This is a genomic window from Pseudomonas brassicacearum subsp. neoaurantiaca (genome assembly GCF_013608025.1).
GTDB lineage: Bacteria > Pseudomonadota > Gammaproteobacteria > Pseudomonadales > Pseudomonadaceae > Aquipseudomonas.
Genome location: NZ_VDLV01000037.1, coordinates 60,104 through 77,184, shown reverse-complemented (window position 1 = coordinate 77,184; position 17,081 = coordinate 60,104). Strand labels below are relative to the sequence as shown.

Here is a 17,081-nt window from a genome sequence, read left to right as displayed (position 1 = left end):
GGCCGTGGGGGAGGGCGAGGGCAGGGCGGCCAGCTTTACGTCATCGCCGACCGCCCACCTTCGCCGTTACACTACGGCCCCTCCCTTACGCCAGGAAAACGCGGGATGCGTGCTTTATTCAAGGCTGTGCTGTTCTTCTTGCTTCCAGCAGCCCCGGCCATGGCCGAACCGCTGTCTTTTTCGTTCAGCGCCAGCGGCGGAGCCTACCTCGTTGAAGTGCTGTTCCCCCAGCCGCCCGAAGATCGAAAGCAACTGGCTCCAGCGGTCATCACCGTGCGCAACCCAGCCACGCAAGAGGTCCTGCAGCAACTGCAGACCCAGGCCGGCAATATTCCCCTGGACCGCGATGGCAAGGACAACGGTTGGATGCTCGGCAGGTTCAGTCTGGTGTACTTCGATGATTTCAACTTCGATGGCCGTCCGGACCTGGCGATTCGCAACGGCGACCATCCTGAAGTGGCCTACAAAGGAAACTACGATGTCTATCTGCAAGACCCGCAGCGCAACCAGTGGGTCCTCAACCGGGCGTTGACTAACCTGGCGAAGGAAAGCAACGGCGGAATGTTTGCGGTCATCCCCAATGACGATCTGTTTTCCCAAACCGACCGCGACGACCATTGGACGCGTACGTGTCGATGGAAAATGCAGGGCGACGAGTTGGTCCGCCTGCATTGCGACACCGAGGACACGATCCAGCCGACTGAATACGGTGACAGCTCCAGCATGCCGCGTGGTTATACCCGGCGCACCGTCGGCGATTTGAAGGACGGCCAGTGGCAGGAACGATCGACCCTGGACGGGCCGGCCAGTGAGGATCCGCAGATGTTTGTCGGCCGCCTGCAAGACCATGTCCCACTGGAAATCTGGTATCAGAAGCAGGGTGCGGTGGTCATTGGAGAAGTACGCTACGTCAAGGCGACCGGCACCGAGTCAGTCAGGCTGGTGGGGACTCGGGAAGACGAGGGGGACGACGAGTTCGTCAATCTCTACGAATATGCCGATGACGGGCGGCGGATGGGCGAATGGCGCATCGCCCGGGAAAACGTCGATCCGTACCGGTACGTAGGCACCCGGACCCGTGCCGACAAGGACAATCAGCAGGTCGTTGTGCTGCGCGAGGATGAGCGCGAGTCAGATGACGACAAGACCGGCGATGTCGAGTTGGACCAACGCAGCGGCCATTATCAGATGCGCCAGGACTCGATGGGGCGTGACGGTGATCTGGAACTGAAGATCCTGCCGGATCGCAACGCCGATGGGAAAGAAATGGTTGAATTCACGGTGACCTTGAAGGGCATCGTGACCGAGCACCAGATTGTGCCAATGGAAACCGCAAATCTCATTGTCGTGTCGCAGGCGCAAACAACCGGCAAGAATGGGCCGTACCACATTCAGCTAGTGAAGAATTTTGCGGTCATTAATCACAACGGGCCGTTGGATAGCAGGGACATGCTGTCGGGCATGTACCTTAAACAGCCGCTGACTGGGGAAAACGGCGCCTTGCCGAGGTAAGGCGCCGGTCGGTCGTCAGAGCCAGTAACGCAGGCCCAGCATCACCGATTGGGCTTCGTACTCGGTGCTCACGTCGCCCTGAGGCAGGCGCTCGATGTCACCGAAATGCGCTTCGCGCGTCTTCAGGCACCGGTAATCCACTGACATGGACCAGTGCTCGGTGAACTCGTACCCCACGCCGGCACCCAGTTGGTAAGCCGAAACCGTGTCACGATGGGTGCCGCCGAATTCGACACCGCCGGCCTCCAGGCCGCTGACCGTGAGGGTGGCATAGCCGAGACCGCCACCAATGTAGGGCGTGACTCGGTCGAATGGCGCCGGCAGGTTCAAGACGTCGTACCAGAGGTTGGCCATCAAGGTCGTGGCTTTCTCTTCGCCTTTGCCGTCGATGCTCCCGCCGCCCTCATAGACCCGGTTGTTGAACTGGGTCAGGGTATTCTTGCGATAGCCCAATTCAATCTCCGGCCTCAGCCCTACAGGGAAGCGCCAGCCCAAGGCCAGGCCCGCGGCATAACCGGATTGGGTGGGTTGATTGAACTCCATCTCGACGAAATCCAGGTCGTTCTGGGTCAGGTTCTGCTCAGCGACCCAGTTCGCGCCGCCCATCAGGCTGGCGTAGGGGCCCAGCGTGTCGGCGAAGCTGGACGCCGGGACGATGATGCCCATGCCAATCATGCTCAGCGCCAGGTATTGGGTGTTTTTCAGTAGGTTCATGCTCGGTCCGAATGTGCCGTTATCAAAAAAATTGCGGTAGCTCGCGCTCGGGACATGACGTCCCGAGCAGGTCATACCAGGTGCAGGTGTGTTTCAGATCTCTCGCCATCGGGCGTGCAGGCAACATCCGCCCGCAGTTCAGCCAGCGCTTTCAGGTTGTTCAAGGCCGTGGTCATCGCCCCGGTCAATGCCTTGCGCATCAACCCTCGGTACAGAAAGCTCAGGGGGCCGGAGATCTTCGCGCTATGGATGACCTGGGTTTCATCGGGCGAAAGCCTGCGCAGCCGATGATCGAATTCGAGGTTCATCCAAAGCAGTTTCGCGCTGTTGCGATAGCTCTCCTGAGGCACCACCGACTCCAGCTTCAAGGCCATTTTCAGGCCATTGTTGAGGACACATTTGCCCTGCGTCCCGGGTTGGAACGGGCCATTGAGCTCACAATGGCGGACGTCGGTGTCCCACAGTGGCGACTCTGGAAAGTTGCTCCAGATTTTCCATATGACCGGCGGTGGTGATCTGACTATGACTTTTACGGTGACATCGCTCATGGGGTTACCTTGGCTGTTGGGGGCACGGTCGTGCTCGAAAAAGGACATCGAGCCACGCTTCAGGCGGCAGGCGCGGCTTGGCTCAGCACCTGCGCGGTGATATTCGCCTGGCCGATTTTTTCGCCCCGGTTGAACAGATCGATGTGGATGCGGTTGGTCTTGAAGGACTGCAACTGCGCTTCCATGCCGGCCTGCGGTGCCAGCGAAAGCGGGCTGTTGCGGGGGATCGGCCGGTCCAGGCTGAAACTCAGGGCCAACAGGTTCATGGGGACATTGAGGGGAATCTGCAGATGGCCGTGGGCAATCTGCATGTAGCACTGGCGCGCGATTTCGAGGAAATACACCATCGAAAAATGCGCGGGGTCGCCCTCGTGGAAAAAGTGCCCCTCGGGCAGCTTGACCGTGTCCACGCTCAAGCCTTGGGCCACCGTGCTCATTTCGCTGACGATCACGTTCTCTTCCCTGGCCTTGTGCAGGAACGCCTTGTTGCCACACCGGCGGGCGCTAAATTCTCCGGGCGGTGCGATTTCGAAGGCCGAGTTGTAGGCCATTCCCAGCACGCAAGTGCACATCAATTTCCCACCCTGCATGACCTTCGCCTGAAAGGCATGGGCGTCCTGGTCTTGCTCGACGTGCAGGTCGATCACACCTTCCTTCTGCACGTATTGCTGGAACTTGATGCCCAGCGTCTTGACGTAGGCGACGCGACCATTGAGCGGGGGCATGGCCTGCTCGATCAGTTGCATCACGCCTTCAAGCAACAGAATGCCGGGCACGTGATCCAGTGGGTGGTCGAAGAAATAAGGGTGCGCCTCGTCCACTACCAATTGTGCGCGCAGCGAGCGCGGAGCCCGTTGAACGTGAGCGATCACGGTGTTTTCAGCACGACGAGGCCATTGCGTCGGCCGCTGGGCTGCTGGGCCTTGGTGCAGGGCGAAAAGCCCTTCCATCGCGCGGACACGAACGCGCAACCCGGCGAGGACCGTGCTCGTCAGCATGTCGCTGAGTTGCAATACGTCAACGCCGTCGTGTTGCGGTTCCCGGACGATCTGGGCGGGACGCACAGGCGTAGCGAGCGGTTGCAACGAACGCGGCGCCTCATGGGCGAAACGCAGGGTGAACGGGTGCTTGAGGGGAGGGGCGAGCTGGGCCGGCATCGGTTTCCAGTCCCGGAGCTTTTCGGTGAACAGCCACATGACCGGCGTGCCGCCTTCACGAACCTCGATCACCGTGTGCGCCGTTGCATTCAATATCACCGCCAGCAGGGTCTCGATGCCGCTGGCTTCCGCCAGGAAACCGGTCATTTTTCGCAGCGGCTGGTTGGCCTGGGCCGTTTCGGGTTGCAGTTCGCAGACCTCGACGTGCAGGTACTGGTCGCGTTTTTTGCCTGCCAACTGGCACGCTTCGTCCAATGACTTCGCGGCATGGGCGAGGACGGCTGCACGAATCACCAGCAGCGGCGTATCGCCGGAATCAGGCTGATAGGGACGCAGCGCGACCACGCCGAGCCCTTCGCCTTGTACCGCTGCACTGCGCAGGGCGCGATCGATCTCGATTTCACCGCTGATAAACCGCCCGGCGCCCAGCAACAGGGTGGAAATGCCTTGCTTGAACCATTGTCGGGAAGCCAACAGCGTCTGCCAGAACAGACCTGGGGTGCCGGCCAACGTCTGGTGGAATCCCTTGAAGTCGAAAACTTGCGCCGGGTAGCCGGAAAGCATATTCGGCAACATGGTCGCCACGTCCGTCACTTCCACGCCCGGCGGTGTGCCTTGGCTTCGGGCATAGAACTGCTGGGCGCTGCTGTAGGCGTTGCTGAACCGTTCGCCACCCATGTTGCAGCACATCACCATGGCGGTGTCGGCCGAGCCCGCCACGCCCGGCAAACGCCGCAGCAGGTGGTTGACCCGATCGGTGACCAGCAGCTTGTACGGGTCGACATGGGCCAGGGGCTTGGGCCCCATACCGAAACCGGCGATGTCGATGAGCTGATCCTGGGCGAGGAATTTCCCGGATAACGGCCGAGTCAGGTCACCGCTGTAATCGACGAAGCGCCCGTAAGGAAACAGCACGGCGGGCGCGATTGGCTGGTCGAGCTGCTGCTGGAATGACTGCAGTGAATCGCAACCGCTGAACGCTGCTTCAGCTTCGACAACGGCGAGATCGAGTTTCAATACGCCCGGGACTGCCTGGGCGGCGGGCGCGTGGCCGTCGCCGATGTATTCATCAACCACCAAGTGCGCGTTGGCGCCGCCAAAGCCGAAACTGGAAATCCCGATCCGGATGGCCGATTGGCGATCAGCCAGGGATTGCGGTTGCCGTGTGGCAAGTTGCAGGCAGGTTTCGTCGACTTTTGCGCTGGGGCGGTAATCGGGTTGGGGCGGGACGCTCCGGTGACGCAGGATCATCAGCGCCTTGGCGAGCGAGGCGCCTCCGGCAGCGGCCAGCGGATGGCCGATGACGGACTTGATCGAGCCGATGGTCAACCTCTCGTCGGCATTGCGATGGGCGGCGAAGAAGCTGTCCAGCGAGGCCAACTCGGTCGCATCACCCAACGGGGTGCCGGTGCCATGGGTCTCGATATAGTCGACGCTGCCCGGGTCCAGATCGCTGTAGGCGCGCTCATAGGCGCAATACTGAGCCTGTTTGCCCGGCGCGAACACCGAGCCTTCGGCGCCGTCGGCGGACATGCCCAATGCCCGCAGGATCCCCAGCGGTTGACGCTGGGCAGCCAATGCCTGGGAAACCGGTTCGACCAGGAACGCCGCTGCACATTCTCCGGGCACGATGCCGTCGGCGTCCTGGCCGAACGCCTGCATGCTGGCCCGGGCGGAAAAAGCCGTCAGTTGCGAGAAACCAAGGAACAGCGCCGGCGGCAGGACTGTGTTCAAGGCCATCACGATCGCGTTATCCGCCTGACCGCTGCTGAGCAACGCCTTGGCCATGTCGATTGCATAAGGGAAGGAACTGCAGGCGGTGTCCACCGACAACGCCGGCCCGCCCAAGGCGAAAGCGCTGGCCAATGCAGCCACTTGTTCACCTGGGGTGAACCCCACAGGCGCGCCGGCGCTGTTCGCGGTTCCTGTCGCGAAATAACTTTCGTCACACCATGAAGTGGCGACCACCAACGCCGTGCGCTTCGTATCCAGCACAGAACCTTGGGCCGTCAGTTGAGCGAGCAGCGTCTGGAGGACTTTCTTCCCGATCGCCACCTGCCGGCCGTCGTGACGCGAGGGAGTCGATGCATCGTCGGTCAGGCAAAACGCACTGTCCAGGTAGGTGCGGTCCTTCTCGCCAGCCTTGGCCGAGAATATCGCGCTTTTATCCAGCTCCCAACGTGCCGGCATGGCCTGGATGGGCGCTATCTCGCCTTGTACGAGCACCTGCCACAGGGCATCCGTCGAAGGCGCTCCCGGGAATTCGCCGGCCATCGCGCTGAAGCACAAGTCACCCTCTGTTGTTACCGCGCCACTCATTGCTATCTCCTGATTCACCAAAGCTGGGCGACGTATCAGTCACCCGGTTTCCATTCCATGTGTTGGCAGCGCCTGCCAGCGGGCTTCAGCCCATTCTTTCCAGGAGCGTCAACGCGTCCTGTGGCGTGCGGCGCGACATCAGTGCTTCGCCAGCGAACTCACTGTCGGGGCATTGTTGGGCCATCGATTGGCAAAGCGCCTCCCGATCAAAACCGTTGAGCCCCAACTGGGCAAAGGGCGTCTCGACATCCAGCGCCGATGGCGCGTCCGCGACCAGTGGCGAGAGGGCGCCGAGCAACACCTCGCCAATCTGCGTTGGTGCAACGGTGGTTGCAGGCTCATCGGCAGCGCTGAGTGGTGAGTGATTGGCGAGGGCGTCTTCGATGAGCGCAATGGTCTGCTGCGCACATTTGGCGTTGGCCAACTCGCTGCTCCGGGCCTTGAGCTGTGGCCACAGGGCGACCACCGACTCCAGGAAATCCAGCTGCACCAGAGAATCCATTCCCAGGCTTTCATAGCTTTGCTGGTGATCGAACTGATCGACGGTAAAACCGGTGATGCCGGCCAGTTGGTCGAGGACCCAGGCTCGGACGTCCATTCCCGGCGCCGGCGGGTTGGCCTCTAGCCTGGCAAGCAAAGCTGTCGGTGTCGGGGCATCGAAGAGCTGCGAAGTGAGGTCTTTCTTTTCCGGGAAGTGCTGGGCCAACGACTCGAAGATATCGACCAAGCCCAGCGAGTCGATGCCCAGGCCTTCAAAGCTCTGGTCGAAATCGATCTGCTCGCTTTTAAAGCCCGTCACCGTGCTTATTTCCGTACGCAGCCATTGCGCAAAAGTGAGTGCAGGCAGTTGTTCCGCGACCGGCGCCGGGGCCAGCACCGATGGCTGCGAGATGACCGGCTCGAGTGCCGCGACGTTGTCGTTGGCAGGCGCTTGGACACCGTGGGCGTAGACACCCTCGAGCACTTGCTGGTGAGCGTTGAAGTAGTGCGCGGTGACGGTTTCGGCCTGCTCCAGCAGGCGCATCAGGATCGACTCCTTTGCGATGTTGGATTCGCAAAGAGAATCGATGATTTTCTCGGAAAGTGAAAAATAGCTGTGAGCTATTTTCCCGTTGGACACAATGAACTCCTGCACAACGTCGTTGAGCTGTAAGCGCATAAGGTTCTCCTTAACCATAAGTGAGTAGGTTCTATTCAGTCTCGAGGCATGGCCCGGGGGACCGGGCCATGGGAATCAGCAGGGCAGATCGGCAGTCGCGACTTGGAGTGGGAGCTCCACCGCATCGATTTCGCAAAAGGCTGTTTTCCCGGCGCCCTTGAGCAACCCGGACCTCACGCTCAGGTAAGTCACCAGCGTTATTGCATCGGCGCCCTGGAAGGCGATGTAGCCATCGGGCCGGATCAGCATCAACGTGCCTTCCTTGGCGTGATAACGCTTGTGCAGGCGCCAGTCCGGGTCGAGCAGGGTGGATTGTTCCGCAGGCAACCCGACGCTGCTCAGGGCATCGACCACGCAGTAGGCCTTGATCGCCGGGTAGTCGCTCTCCACCGATGCGGCCAGCGAGTAATGACTTGGCAACAGCGGCGAGAACTGATCCGCCGCGCTGAAGATCAGCAGGGTGAAGGTTCCCTGGAACAGGTCAATCAGGCGTTTGGGGGGCATGCCTTGGTGCTGCCACAGCTCGACATCGGGCGCCAGTTGTCCCGCGCGAGGGGCGGGGGCCTGGAACGGCGTTTTCTTGCCTTTCTTGGCCCAGCCCATGCGCTGCTTCTTGGTCAGCGATTCCTGGATGTATTCGCTCTTGCCGTAGTGGTATTGATGGCCGGAAATCATCGATGGCAGCTTGCGTTGGATCTTCTGGCGATTGCTCAACAACGGCAGGACATTGTCACGCAACCAGACCAGGGCGCGATGCCTGACGGTGATGAGACCCGTGAGTCGATGCGCGGTGTTTTCCACCTCCAGGGCAACCGGGTAGCGTTCGTCGTTGTAGCTTTCCAGCAGCGATGGATCCGCCAAGCCCTGATCAACGTAGGCCATTTTCCACGCCAGGTTGTAGGCTTCGGAAATGCCCAGGTTCATCCACTGGCCACCGATCGGACTGCCAATGTGCGCCGAATCGCCTACCAGGAAGATCGAGCCTTGCTGCAACGATTGCACTCGACGATGTTGGAACGAGGCAATGGTCGTCGAGGAGATATTGGACAGGGTCATTTTCTGCCCGCGTCCTTCGCACAGCCGCTGGAAATTCTCCAGGGTTAGGGGCGGGCGCTCGCCTTCGGGCGGCAGGTTATAGGGCATCTCGATAAAGAGGCGATAACGGGACTGGTCGCTGATCGGCGCGACGGCGACATACCCATCCTGCGCGCCGAGGAAAAATGCGCCTTCGTCCTTGCTGCCCGACCATTCGATGTCAGCGTCGGCCAGCATGAAGAAACGGTCGTATGAGGAGCCCTCGAACGTCATGTCCAGGCGTTTTCGAATATTGCTGCGGGCTCCGTCACAGGCTACCGCCCAGCGACTGGTAACGGTTTCTTCGCTGCCGTCGGCACGACGCAGTGCCATGTGCACGGCGCCTGGCTGGTTTTCGATGTCGACCAGTTCAGTGTTCCATTCGACGTCCGCGCCGAGCAGGTTCAAGCGCTCCAGGAGGATTTTCTCAGTCTGCGGCTGCGGCAAGCTGAGGAGGAGGGGATAGGTGGCGTCCAGGTAGGAAAAGTTGTAGTTCAGCACCCGTTTCGCATCGGACTGCACCGAAAACTGGTTGATGGTAAAACCGTCCGCCAGCGCCTGCTCGGCAATGCCGAGGTCGCGGAAGATTTCCAGGGTCCTGGAATGAATCGCCATCGCCTTGGTCGCGGTCGAGGGGCCGGCGTTTTTCTCAATGATGCGAAAAGCCACGCCCCATTGCTTCAACATGATCGCCAGGGACAAACCAATGGGGCCGGCACCGACGATCATCACCGTCGCAGCGTTGCCCGGCTGCTTGAAATGCTTGGGGGCCAGAGTGCTCAGAGTGTTCATTGGGTCAGTACCAGTTTCTGTAGAAGGGAGAGTTGGCAATGCTGAGCAGCGCTTCGTCCCCGGACGAGTCGCCATAGGCGTAGATGTAAAAGTCATCGAGGTTGCTCAAGCAGTCCCGGAGCCGCGCGACTTTTTCCCGGTCGACACAGTTGGTGCCGGAGATTCCACCGGTCAGCTTGTTCTTGGCCGTCGCCAGCCGGGTCCCGCATACGTGGTCGAAACCCACCGCCTGGCCCCAAGGGATCAAGTAGTTCTCCGGCGAATTGCTGACCAGCGCCGTCACGTGTCCCATGGACTGGTGCCATTGCAGCCGGCGCAGCGCTTGCGGCCTCAGCCAGAGCGGCAGTTGCTCAGAGATGAAGAACCGGGCGTGCTCGCGCTCTTGCTCCACCGTCAGGCCGCCCAGGTAACAGGCGATAAAGGCCAGTCGCGCTTGCATCAACGGGGTAATGCCCAGGATGACGCTGAGCATTTTTGGCAACAGGGGAATGATCCTGAGCCAGAACGCCCGCGTTCCGACGATGAAGCGCATGTAGCGCCAGAAGGTGTGCCTGTCGGTCAACGTGCCGTCGAAATCGAAAACGGCCAATACCGGTCGTGTGCTGTCAGCGTGCATGAAGCGCTTCCTTGAGAGGGACAATCTCTATGATTTTTGGCAATTTGAAGCCGGAGAGGTAACGCGAGAGCAGGGTGGCCACACCGTTCTGGCTCAGCTCGCCGCTCCCTTCCACGGACAAGTGCAAGACGTTGACTTCCTTGTGGTCCGGGACGATGTAGGCCCTGGCGCGCACCGCATCGGGGTGCTTCAGCGCGACGGATTCGATTTCCGCCAGATCGACCATTTGCGCTTTGATTTTCGAGATGCGCAGGCGCTGGCAATAGAAAAAGACATGGCCTTCACTGTCGCGCCAGACCAGGTCGCCGGTGTGCAGCCAACCATCGCGGAAAAATCGCCCATTGATCTCCGGCGCAGCGTCGTAGCCCGGGATGACCATCGACCCGCGTATCAGCAGCTCGCCGATACGCCCAGCGACGACATCCTGGCCTTGCGCGTCGACCACTCGCAGCTCGACGCCACTGATGGGGCGTCCCATGGCGCCGCGATGAACCTCGCCAGTAGAACTCTGGACGATCACCGGCATGCTTTCGGTCAGCCCGTAGCCTTGCAGTACTGCCGCGCACCCCAACAACTTGCCGAGCTTCTCGCCTTCATCGGCCGGTAGATGACTACCGCCGGAATACATCATCAATTGAGGATGCAGGGGCAAGCGCGGGCCTTTGCGTTTGGCGAGGCGCGAATTGAAATAACGAATAACGTCGGGCACCAGGCAGGCAAAGGTGACCTGGTGTTCGGACAACACTTGCGCCAAGTCCCGATTGAGCAGGGTGTTGGTCATCAGCAACGTGGCACCGATGCTCAGCGGGAACACCATCATCACCGACAACCCGAAGATGGCGTACAGCGGCAGCGTCACCAAGTGGACCGACCCGACGCCTTGGGGATGAAACTGCTCATGCAGCCCATCGCTTGACTGCGTCAGGTCGAGGTAACGGTGAGAGACGGCCAACGGTTTGCCAATGCCACGGTAGGTGAACTGTGTCGAGACGATCGGGTTATCGTCTGGCAGCGACAGAGGCTGGGCCTGGCGTGGCAGCGTCGCTGCAACTGTCGCGTTTTCAGACGGCTCGTCGCCATTGCCAACGATCAAGGCGTGAGTCGGCTGGAATATGTCCTGGTGTTGCTCAAACAGCGTGCCAGTCGTGACGATCAGCGATGGCTTGGAAATGTCCAGGACATTACCCAGCTCGAATGCCGTAAGTTTGTAGTTAAGAATCACCGGGACAGCGCCATGGCCAATTACTGCCAGGTAATAGGCAATGAAATCCACGCCGTTGGGCAGCAAAAGGGCCACTTTTTCTCCAGGCGATACATTCAGGGCGTGGAGAAAGCCATTGCATTCTTCAGCCCTGATTCGCAGGTCCCGGTATGTGACGGTTTCGTCTGCATCCAAGTCCCGAATAGCGATGTGCTCGGGATACGAATGGGAAAAACCGACGAAACGATGCAGAAAACCTTCTTTATGGGTAAGGCTTTTCATTCACCAACCTCTCAATCCTTGAAGTCATGGTTAGATAAAAAGTACTGCAGAGGCAGGCTACTGTTTGAATGGGCTCAACTAACGCGCAAGTAATTGTTCTTCCGATACCATTCCAACGTATCGGTCAGTGTTTCCGTGACGGGACGGAATGCACATTTCAGTTCGCTGGAACTCTTGCTGTGACTGAAGTGCGTTCTTCCCTGTTCTTGTTCAATGAGCTTGACCGTGGAAGTACTGATAAGCACAGGCTTTTTCGTGACGCGGTAATAACACTCATACACAAAGGCAATGAGCCGTAGCATGAATAACGGAACAGGGCGTTCCGGTGCTTGTACGCCGCTGACGCTGGACAGTGCCCGGAAAATACTCTTCATGTCCATATGATTGCCGGCGGCCAGATAACGCTCACCCGATCGGCCGCGGGTAATCGCCGCGATTTGATGTTCCGCCACGTCCCGGGCATCCACCACCGAAAAACTGCCTGGAAGAACGCCTGGCAACTTTTGTCCGACAAAATCCAGCAAGAACTGACCTGACGAAGTGGGGCCGATATCGCCAGGGCCAAACATCCAGCCAGGCAACACCATTGCGACAAACATGTCCGGATGCAACGACAAGAACTCCTGGACCTTCTGTTCAGACAGGATCTTGCTCAGGTAGTAATCGTCAGCTTCCGCTTCATCGCGGGACATTGTTTCGTCGATCACTTGATCCCTGTTGCCCTTCAGGACAGCGATGGACGAGGTGTGGACGGCCCGGCGAATCCCAGCGGCATAAGCGGCCTGCAGCAAGCGCTCGGTGCCGGTCACATTAGTGTCATATAACTTCTGCCAGTGTTTTCCGCCTTTATAACTGTCACGGAAATACGCGGCGGTATGAAACAAGACGTCGCAACCTTCAAGTGCATGACTGAACGCGCCAACATTGAGCATATCGCCTTCAACCAATTCAACAGGCAGATCGCCGAATTGCTTCCTGGCTTTTTCAACGGAGCGTACCAAGGCCTTTACCTTGATGTTTCGTTTTAAAAGCGCATGGACGACGTTATTCCCAAGCAGGCCTGTAGCGCCTGTAACAAAGGCATATTCCATTAAAATCCAGCTCCTTTGAGGTACCTGTTCGGGCAGGGTTAGCGCTGAACAGGTGTCGGACAATCCAACGGCGCAAGTAAAAACCATTCGGTATCTGAAAATCAAGCGGTATTTAGCGAACAGACCAAAGTCGAGGTGTCTAGCTCGGGCCTGAGACGGCGAGTCTCACCATTTTCGTCATGCGAATGACGCCATTTTTCAGGCGTTCCGGCGATTTTTAGCGCTGAGCGGGAAGGGTGCATGACAGCGCCCGCCTCTGGAATTTCGGCGAAAGTTGTCTTCCTGCGGAGGTCCGCTACAGCCTGAAATACCTCCTCATTAGATGCCGCTTCCAAAACTTTAAATGCAAACAGCCAAGGTGGGTGGTAAGGTAGAAAACACCTGTTTTTCTAGCTGGATCGTTGATTCGTTTCATCTAGTTACAAATATATATCGGGCCAAAGGAGCCGAGGGCGTGATCAAGAAGAGATTGGGGCGAGAGGAAAGTCAGCAAGTTACAAGAGATAAGTTATTCGATACTGCGACTGATCTGATGATCAAGAAAGGCTTTCATGCGGCCAGCGTGAATACAATTTCCGAAGAGGCCGGCTATTCGAAAGGCGCATTCTTTTCAAACTTTTCAAGCAAGTCTGAACTACTGCTTCAACTTACCCAGCGCTTCAAGAGAGTCGAGATAGACCGCTTGGGCAGCACCTTGGCGGCAGGCTACACCGCAGAGCAACTGACCCAGGGGCTCAATGCTTACATCGACACGCTTAAAAACAACACCAACTGCGCCATCCTCGACGCCGAAATGCAGTTGATCGCTTTGCGTGACGAAGAATTCGCGAAGCATTACTACGACCTGCATGAAGAAAACAGCGAGGCGTTGGGGAAACTGATCACGATCATTTTCAATCACGCCGGCAAGAAGCCTCCGTTGCCTTACGCAGCATTGGCGCGAACATTCACGGCGCTGTCGGAAGGCCTGATATTGCAGGGGCATAAAGATCCGGCCGCGGAAATCAAGCTCGTGCTCAATTCACTTATTCAAACGGCGGAGCCGTTGTAGTCGTGGGATCTTCAATACGCAGATACCCAGGGCGGAGACGCCGTTCTTCAGAATGTCTTTACCGTAGGAAGCAACCGAAGCGCCGGAGCTTGAAAGCTGCCGTGCGTATGCTGAAAAGCTTCCTGTCATGGCGCACAATCCTAAACACGAATGTACGCATAATGTATATTATGTTAAACGGGATGTTTATGCGCTTGCCCCACCTGTGTTGTCGCTTGCATCCTAAAATCCGAATTTGCCACGAATTACCAGAATCAGATTGAATCAATGACCTACGCGCCCTACCTCCTAAGCTTTCGAGCTTCCAACTGCTCCTGGCCGCCAATCCTTCAGAGTTAAAAACGAATCCCTTTCACGATCTCAATCATTCCATATGAAAGCCCACTGCCCGAGTCATCAGGCAGTGGGCATGATGTGCAAGCAACATCGGGGGATCCGGTTCAAATGAATCGCTTCCAACCGTCGCCCGCGTTGTACGGTCTAGTGAACTTCCGTTATCAGTGACCGGCGCTCTGGCCGCCGTCGACGTGCAGGATTTCCCCGGTCACGAACGCGGCGCTGTCCAGGTACAGAACGGCCCCGACGATGTCGGCGATTTCGCCCATGTGGCCGACTGGGTGCAGGCTGCCCAGAGCTGCGTGGGTTTCTTCACCATGCATCGGGGTCTTGATGATGCCTGGGGATACGGCGTTGACGCGGATGCCACGCTTGGCATATTCGATTGCCAGGGATTTGGTGGCTGCGTTCATGCCGCCCTTGGTCAGCGATGCCAGTACTGAAGGTACGCCATCGATGGCGTGGTCGGCCAGCGTGGTGGTGATGCTGACCACATGACCACCTTGGCCTTGTTTTTCCATCTGGGCGATGGCCTGCTGCGACATATAGAAGAAGCTGCCCATGTTAGTGGCAACGTTGTTAGCATATTCTTCACCGGTGAATTGGGTGAAAGGCTTAGCCAGGAAGATCCCGGCGTTGTTCACCAAGGTGTCGATGCGGCCGAAGCGAGCCACGCCTTCCCGGATGATGCGCTCGGCAGTGGCCGGATCAGCAATGTCACCGACTACCGTCAGGATGTCCGGATCGGTGGATGGCTTGATCGAACGCGACGTCGCGATGACCTGGTAACCCAGTTTGCGGAAACCCGCGACGATGCCTGCGCCCAGACCTTGGGATGCGCCAGTCACCACAACGACTTTTTTTGAATTGCTCATGATAATTTCCTGATAATTAATGAATGCGAATTAAGTGAATAAGCTAAGCGATCAGGCAGTAGCCGGCTCTCGCGCCATCTGCCGTAGGGCTTCTTCGTACTGTTCAACTGACTGTGATCCAGCCACCAACTGACGACCGTTCAGCACCATGGCCGGGATCGAATTGATCCCGCCCTCGCGATAGAAGCTCTCGAGCTCACGGACTTCGATGGCGAACATCCCAGTTGCCAACACCTCGCGAGCGCGGGTGGTGGAAAGTCCTGCTTCACCGGCCAGACGTACTAGGGTTTCGTGGTTGCTGGGGTTGTGGCCGTCGGTGAAATACGCCTTGAGCAGGATTTCCTTCAGCTCGATCTGGCGACCTTCCTTTACCGCCCAAAACAGAAGGCGATGGGCGTCGAAGGTGTTGTAGAAATGACTGCGTTTTTCCAGATCGAAATGAAAGCCGATGGCCTCGCCACGGGCGATCATCATTTCATTGCGAGAGGCTACCTCTTCAGCACTGCGACCATATTTGCGCATCATGTGCTTGACTGCGTGCTCGCCCTCGACCGGCATATCCGGGTTCAATTCGAAGGGTTTGAACGTCAGCTCGACGGCGACTTCGCCAGCGAGATTCGCTATGGCCTGCTCCAGCGCTGTGGCTCCAAGCGCGCACCACGGGCACACGACATCCGACACAAAGTCGATTTTGACGGGCTGAGTCACGATTTAGATTCCGCCAGATCTTTGCGGTACTCGGTGGTGGTGATGCCAGCATAGCCCCAGTTATCGGTATCCACTTCCTCGATCAGGATATGAGTGAGATGCGGGTCCTTGTTGAGGACGGTCTGCATGGTCTGGGTGATTTCGGCGATTACCTGAGCTTTCTGTTCCTTGGTAACGCCATCGCGGGTTATACGAACGCTGATGAAAGGCATGCAAAAGTCTCCAATCCGTCACCCATCGAAGTGATAGGCGGCAAGTGGAGTGGACTTTAGAATGTTGTCTTGAATGAATAAATACAGGGACGGGAACATCATTTGTGACGCGGCGTAATAAATGCATCCGGGGATAACGTATAAACACACCCGCAAAGTCGAGCGCAAACCTAGGACCTTCCTCGCCCGTCTTCGCCTGGCCTCATCGGTGCTCGGCGACTTTCCCACCAACTCTAGACCCGGCTCAAACCAGCAGCTCTGTAATGCACCCAGCCTGCCGGGCGACCAGGCGCTGAGACAATGTTTGTTCGTTCAACTGCAGTCCCACGAATTTCCGGCACCATTGGCCGGATGGAGACGCGATTCAGTCGAGCTACGTCTAGCAGCATTCTGCATATGAGACAGATCCCCTGCCGCTCAAAGCACACTGAGGCAGGACCAAACCTGCCCCAGCACACAAAGATTATTTAATCACCACCGGATTGACCGGTGATCCGGTGGCGCGATGCACCTTAAGCGGTGCAGCCACATAGAGAAATGCGTACTGCCCGTCTTCGGCACAACTTTCAGCCAGCTTTTCCAAGTCACAAATCTCGGTAAAGGCGATACCAAGATTACGCATCAACGCACAATGCAGAGGCAGCGCCACACCTGATACCGGGTCGGTCGTGACTTCGTTGGCGATGGTATCGGTGACAAGGTTTGGAATTTCCTTGTCGTGGAACCATTGGACAAGTTCCTCCGAATATGTGAGACCCGGCTCGCAGAATCCGTCGTAAAACGCCTCGCCCTGTTCATAGAAAGCCTGAAGGAAATTAGTCCTGATAATCAGGATGTCGTGGGGCTCGATCGTATGGCCCTGAGCCTTTGCGCAAGCCTCAAGATCGATATGGGTGAATGTTTCACCTTTGTCGAGCATGCGTTTGCCACGATGCCTTGCCATGTCCAGCAAAACACCGCGGCCGACAACGCCTCGCTCACCGATCGGCGCGACACTGGCCTTGTCGAGGCCGCCCACGGTTGTCCGCGCGTCGTAGCCGTTCCATATTTTTCCGCCGTACCAGAGATGACCGAGCGCATCATATTGGGTGGACCCTTGCAGGAATGCATCGATCTTGTCATCCGCGTAATGCAAACCGCCGGGGTAACAAGGGCCATGATTATCGTCCCAACTCGACTCATCGAGAATCATGGTGCGTTCTGCCGGGGTACGGCCTGGCCAAACCGGATCGCCAGCAGGATTCCCGATCATACGCTGCAAGGTAAACACCCTTCCCGTCTTGATGTGCGCAACACCGCGCATGACTTCTGGCGCCGTCAGGTAATTCAGCGAGCCAACTTCGTCTTCCGCTCCCCATTTGCCCCAGTTAGAAGGCGCGTCCTTCAGTAATTCATCCATCGTGGGAACTGCAGTGGTCATGAGTCTTCCTTTTT

At 58.1% G+C, this 17,081-nt stretch carries 14 protein-coding genes; 2 read left to right on the top strand and 12 right to left on the bottom strand.

Annotation, left to right across the window (positions count from 1 at the left end; genetic code table 11):
- Window positions 1-105 precede the first annotated feature (105 nt).
- Complete coding sequence (locus FHK92_RS19790; RefSeq protein ID WP_181289538.1) at window positions 106-1,512, top strand: XAC2610-related protein; 1,407 nt, start codon at window positions 106-108, stop codon at window positions 1,510-1,512.
- A 15-nt stretch (window positions 1,513-1,527) separates the two neighbouring features.
- On the opposite strand, the gene FHK92_RS19785 is transcribed toward FHK92_RS19790, so the two are convergent.
- The 8 genes from FHK92_RS19785 to FHK92_RS19750 all read right to left on the bottom strand — a co-directional run bounded on the left by FHK92_RS19785 (window position 1,528) and on the right by FHK92_RS19750 (window position 12,465).
- Window positions 1,528-2,226 carry an outer membrane protein gene (locus FHK92_RS19785; RefSeq protein ID WP_181289537.1) on the bottom strand — a complete coding sequence of 233 codons (699 nt, stop codon included), beginning with the start codon at window positions 2,224-2,226 and terminating at the stop codon, window positions 1,528-1,530.
- Window positions 2,227-2,297: 71 nt separating this feature from the next.
- Entirely contained in the window at window positions 2,298-2,774 is a 477-nt protein-coding gene (locus tag FHK92_RS19780) for an SRPBCC family protein (protein WP_181289536.1), read from the bottom strand.
- 59 nt (window positions 2,775-2,833) lie between these two features.
- Window positions 2,834-6,250 carry a polyketide synthase family protein gene (locus tag FHK92_RS19775; protein ID WP_181289535.1) on the bottom strand — a complete coding sequence of 1,139 codons (3,417 nt, stop codon included), beginning with the start codon at window positions 6,248-6,250 and terminating at the stop codon, window positions 2,834-2,836.
- A gap of 85 nt (window positions 6,251-6,335) precedes the next feature.
- A complete protein-coding gene (locus FHK92_RS19770; protein ID WP_181289534.1) occupies window positions 6,336-7,409 on the bottom strand; it encodes an acyl carrier protein in 1,074 nt (357 codons plus the stop codon).
- Window positions 7,410-7,484: 75 nt separating this feature from the next.
- A complete protein-coding gene (locus FHK92_RS19765) occupies window positions 7,485-9,275 on the bottom strand; it encodes an FAD-dependent monooxygenase (protein WP_181289533.1) in 1,791 nt (596 codons plus the stop codon).
- A gap of 4 nt (window positions 9,276-9,279) precedes the next feature.
- The gene (locus FHK92_RS19760) at window positions 9,280-9,891 is read right to left on the bottom strand and encodes an HAD-IB family hydrolase (RefSeq protein ID WP_181289532.1); all 612 of its coding nucleotides are present in this window, start codon (window positions 9,889-9,891) and stop codon (window positions 9,280-9,282) included.
- Complete coding sequence (locus FHK92_RS19755) at window positions 9,881-11,374, bottom strand: class I adenylate-forming enzyme family protein (RefSeq protein WP_181289531.1); 1,494 nt, start codon at window positions 11,372-11,374, stop codon at window positions 9,881-9,883. Before FHK92_RS19755 ends, FHK92_RS19760 begins: the two co-directional genes overlap by 11 nt.
- Window positions 11,375-11,448: 74 nt before the next feature.
- Window positions 11,449-12,465: an SDR family oxidoreductase gene (locus FHK92_RS19750; protein WP_181289530.1), complete on the bottom strand. Its 1,017-nt coding sequence runs from the start codon at window positions 12,463-12,465 to the stop codon at window positions 11,449-11,451.
- 454 nt (window positions 12,466-12,919) lie between these two features.
- Here FHK92_RS19750 and FHK92_RS19745 point away from each other — a divergent pair, with 454 nt between their 5' ends.
- Window positions 12,920-13,516: a TetR/AcrR family transcriptional regulator gene (locus tag FHK92_RS19745; protein WP_181289529.1), complete on the top strand. Its 597-nt coding sequence runs from the start codon at window positions 12,920-12,922 to the stop codon at window positions 13,514-13,516.
- A 497-nt stretch (window positions 13,517-14,013) separates the two neighbouring features.
- Here the strand turns inward: FHK92_RS19745 and FHK92_RS19740 are convergent, their stop codons facing one another.
- The 4 genes from FHK92_RS19740 to FHK92_RS19725 form a co-directional block, all read right to left on the bottom strand.
- Window positions 14,014-14,727, bottom strand: a complete 714-nt coding sequence (locus FHK92_RS19740; protein ID WP_181289528.1) for an SDR family NAD(P)-dependent oxidoreductase — start codon at window positions 14,725-14,727, stop codon at window positions 14,014-14,016.
- A gap of 51 nt (window positions 14,728-14,778) precedes the next feature.
- On the bottom strand, window positions 14,779-15,435 hold the full coding sequence (locus tag FHK92_RS19735) for a DsbA family oxidoreductase (protein WP_181289527.1): 657 nt from the start codon (window positions 15,433-15,435) through the stop codon (window positions 14,779-14,781).
- Window positions 15,432-15,647, bottom strand: coding sequence for a tautomerase family protein (locus FHK92_RS19730; RefSeq protein ID WP_181289526.1), 216 nt, complete (start codon window positions 15,645-15,647; stop codon window positions 15,432-15,434). Before FHK92_RS19730 ends, FHK92_RS19735 begins: the two co-directional genes overlap by 4 nt.
- Window positions 15,648-16,110: 463 nt before the next feature.
- Window positions 16,111-17,067 carry a cyclase family protein gene (locus FHK92_RS19725; protein WP_181289525.1) on the bottom strand — a complete coding sequence of 319 codons (957 nt, stop codon included), beginning with the start codon at window positions 17,065-17,067 and terminating at the stop codon, window positions 16,111-16,113.
- Between the last annotated feature and the right edge of the window lie 14 nt (window positions 17,068-17,081).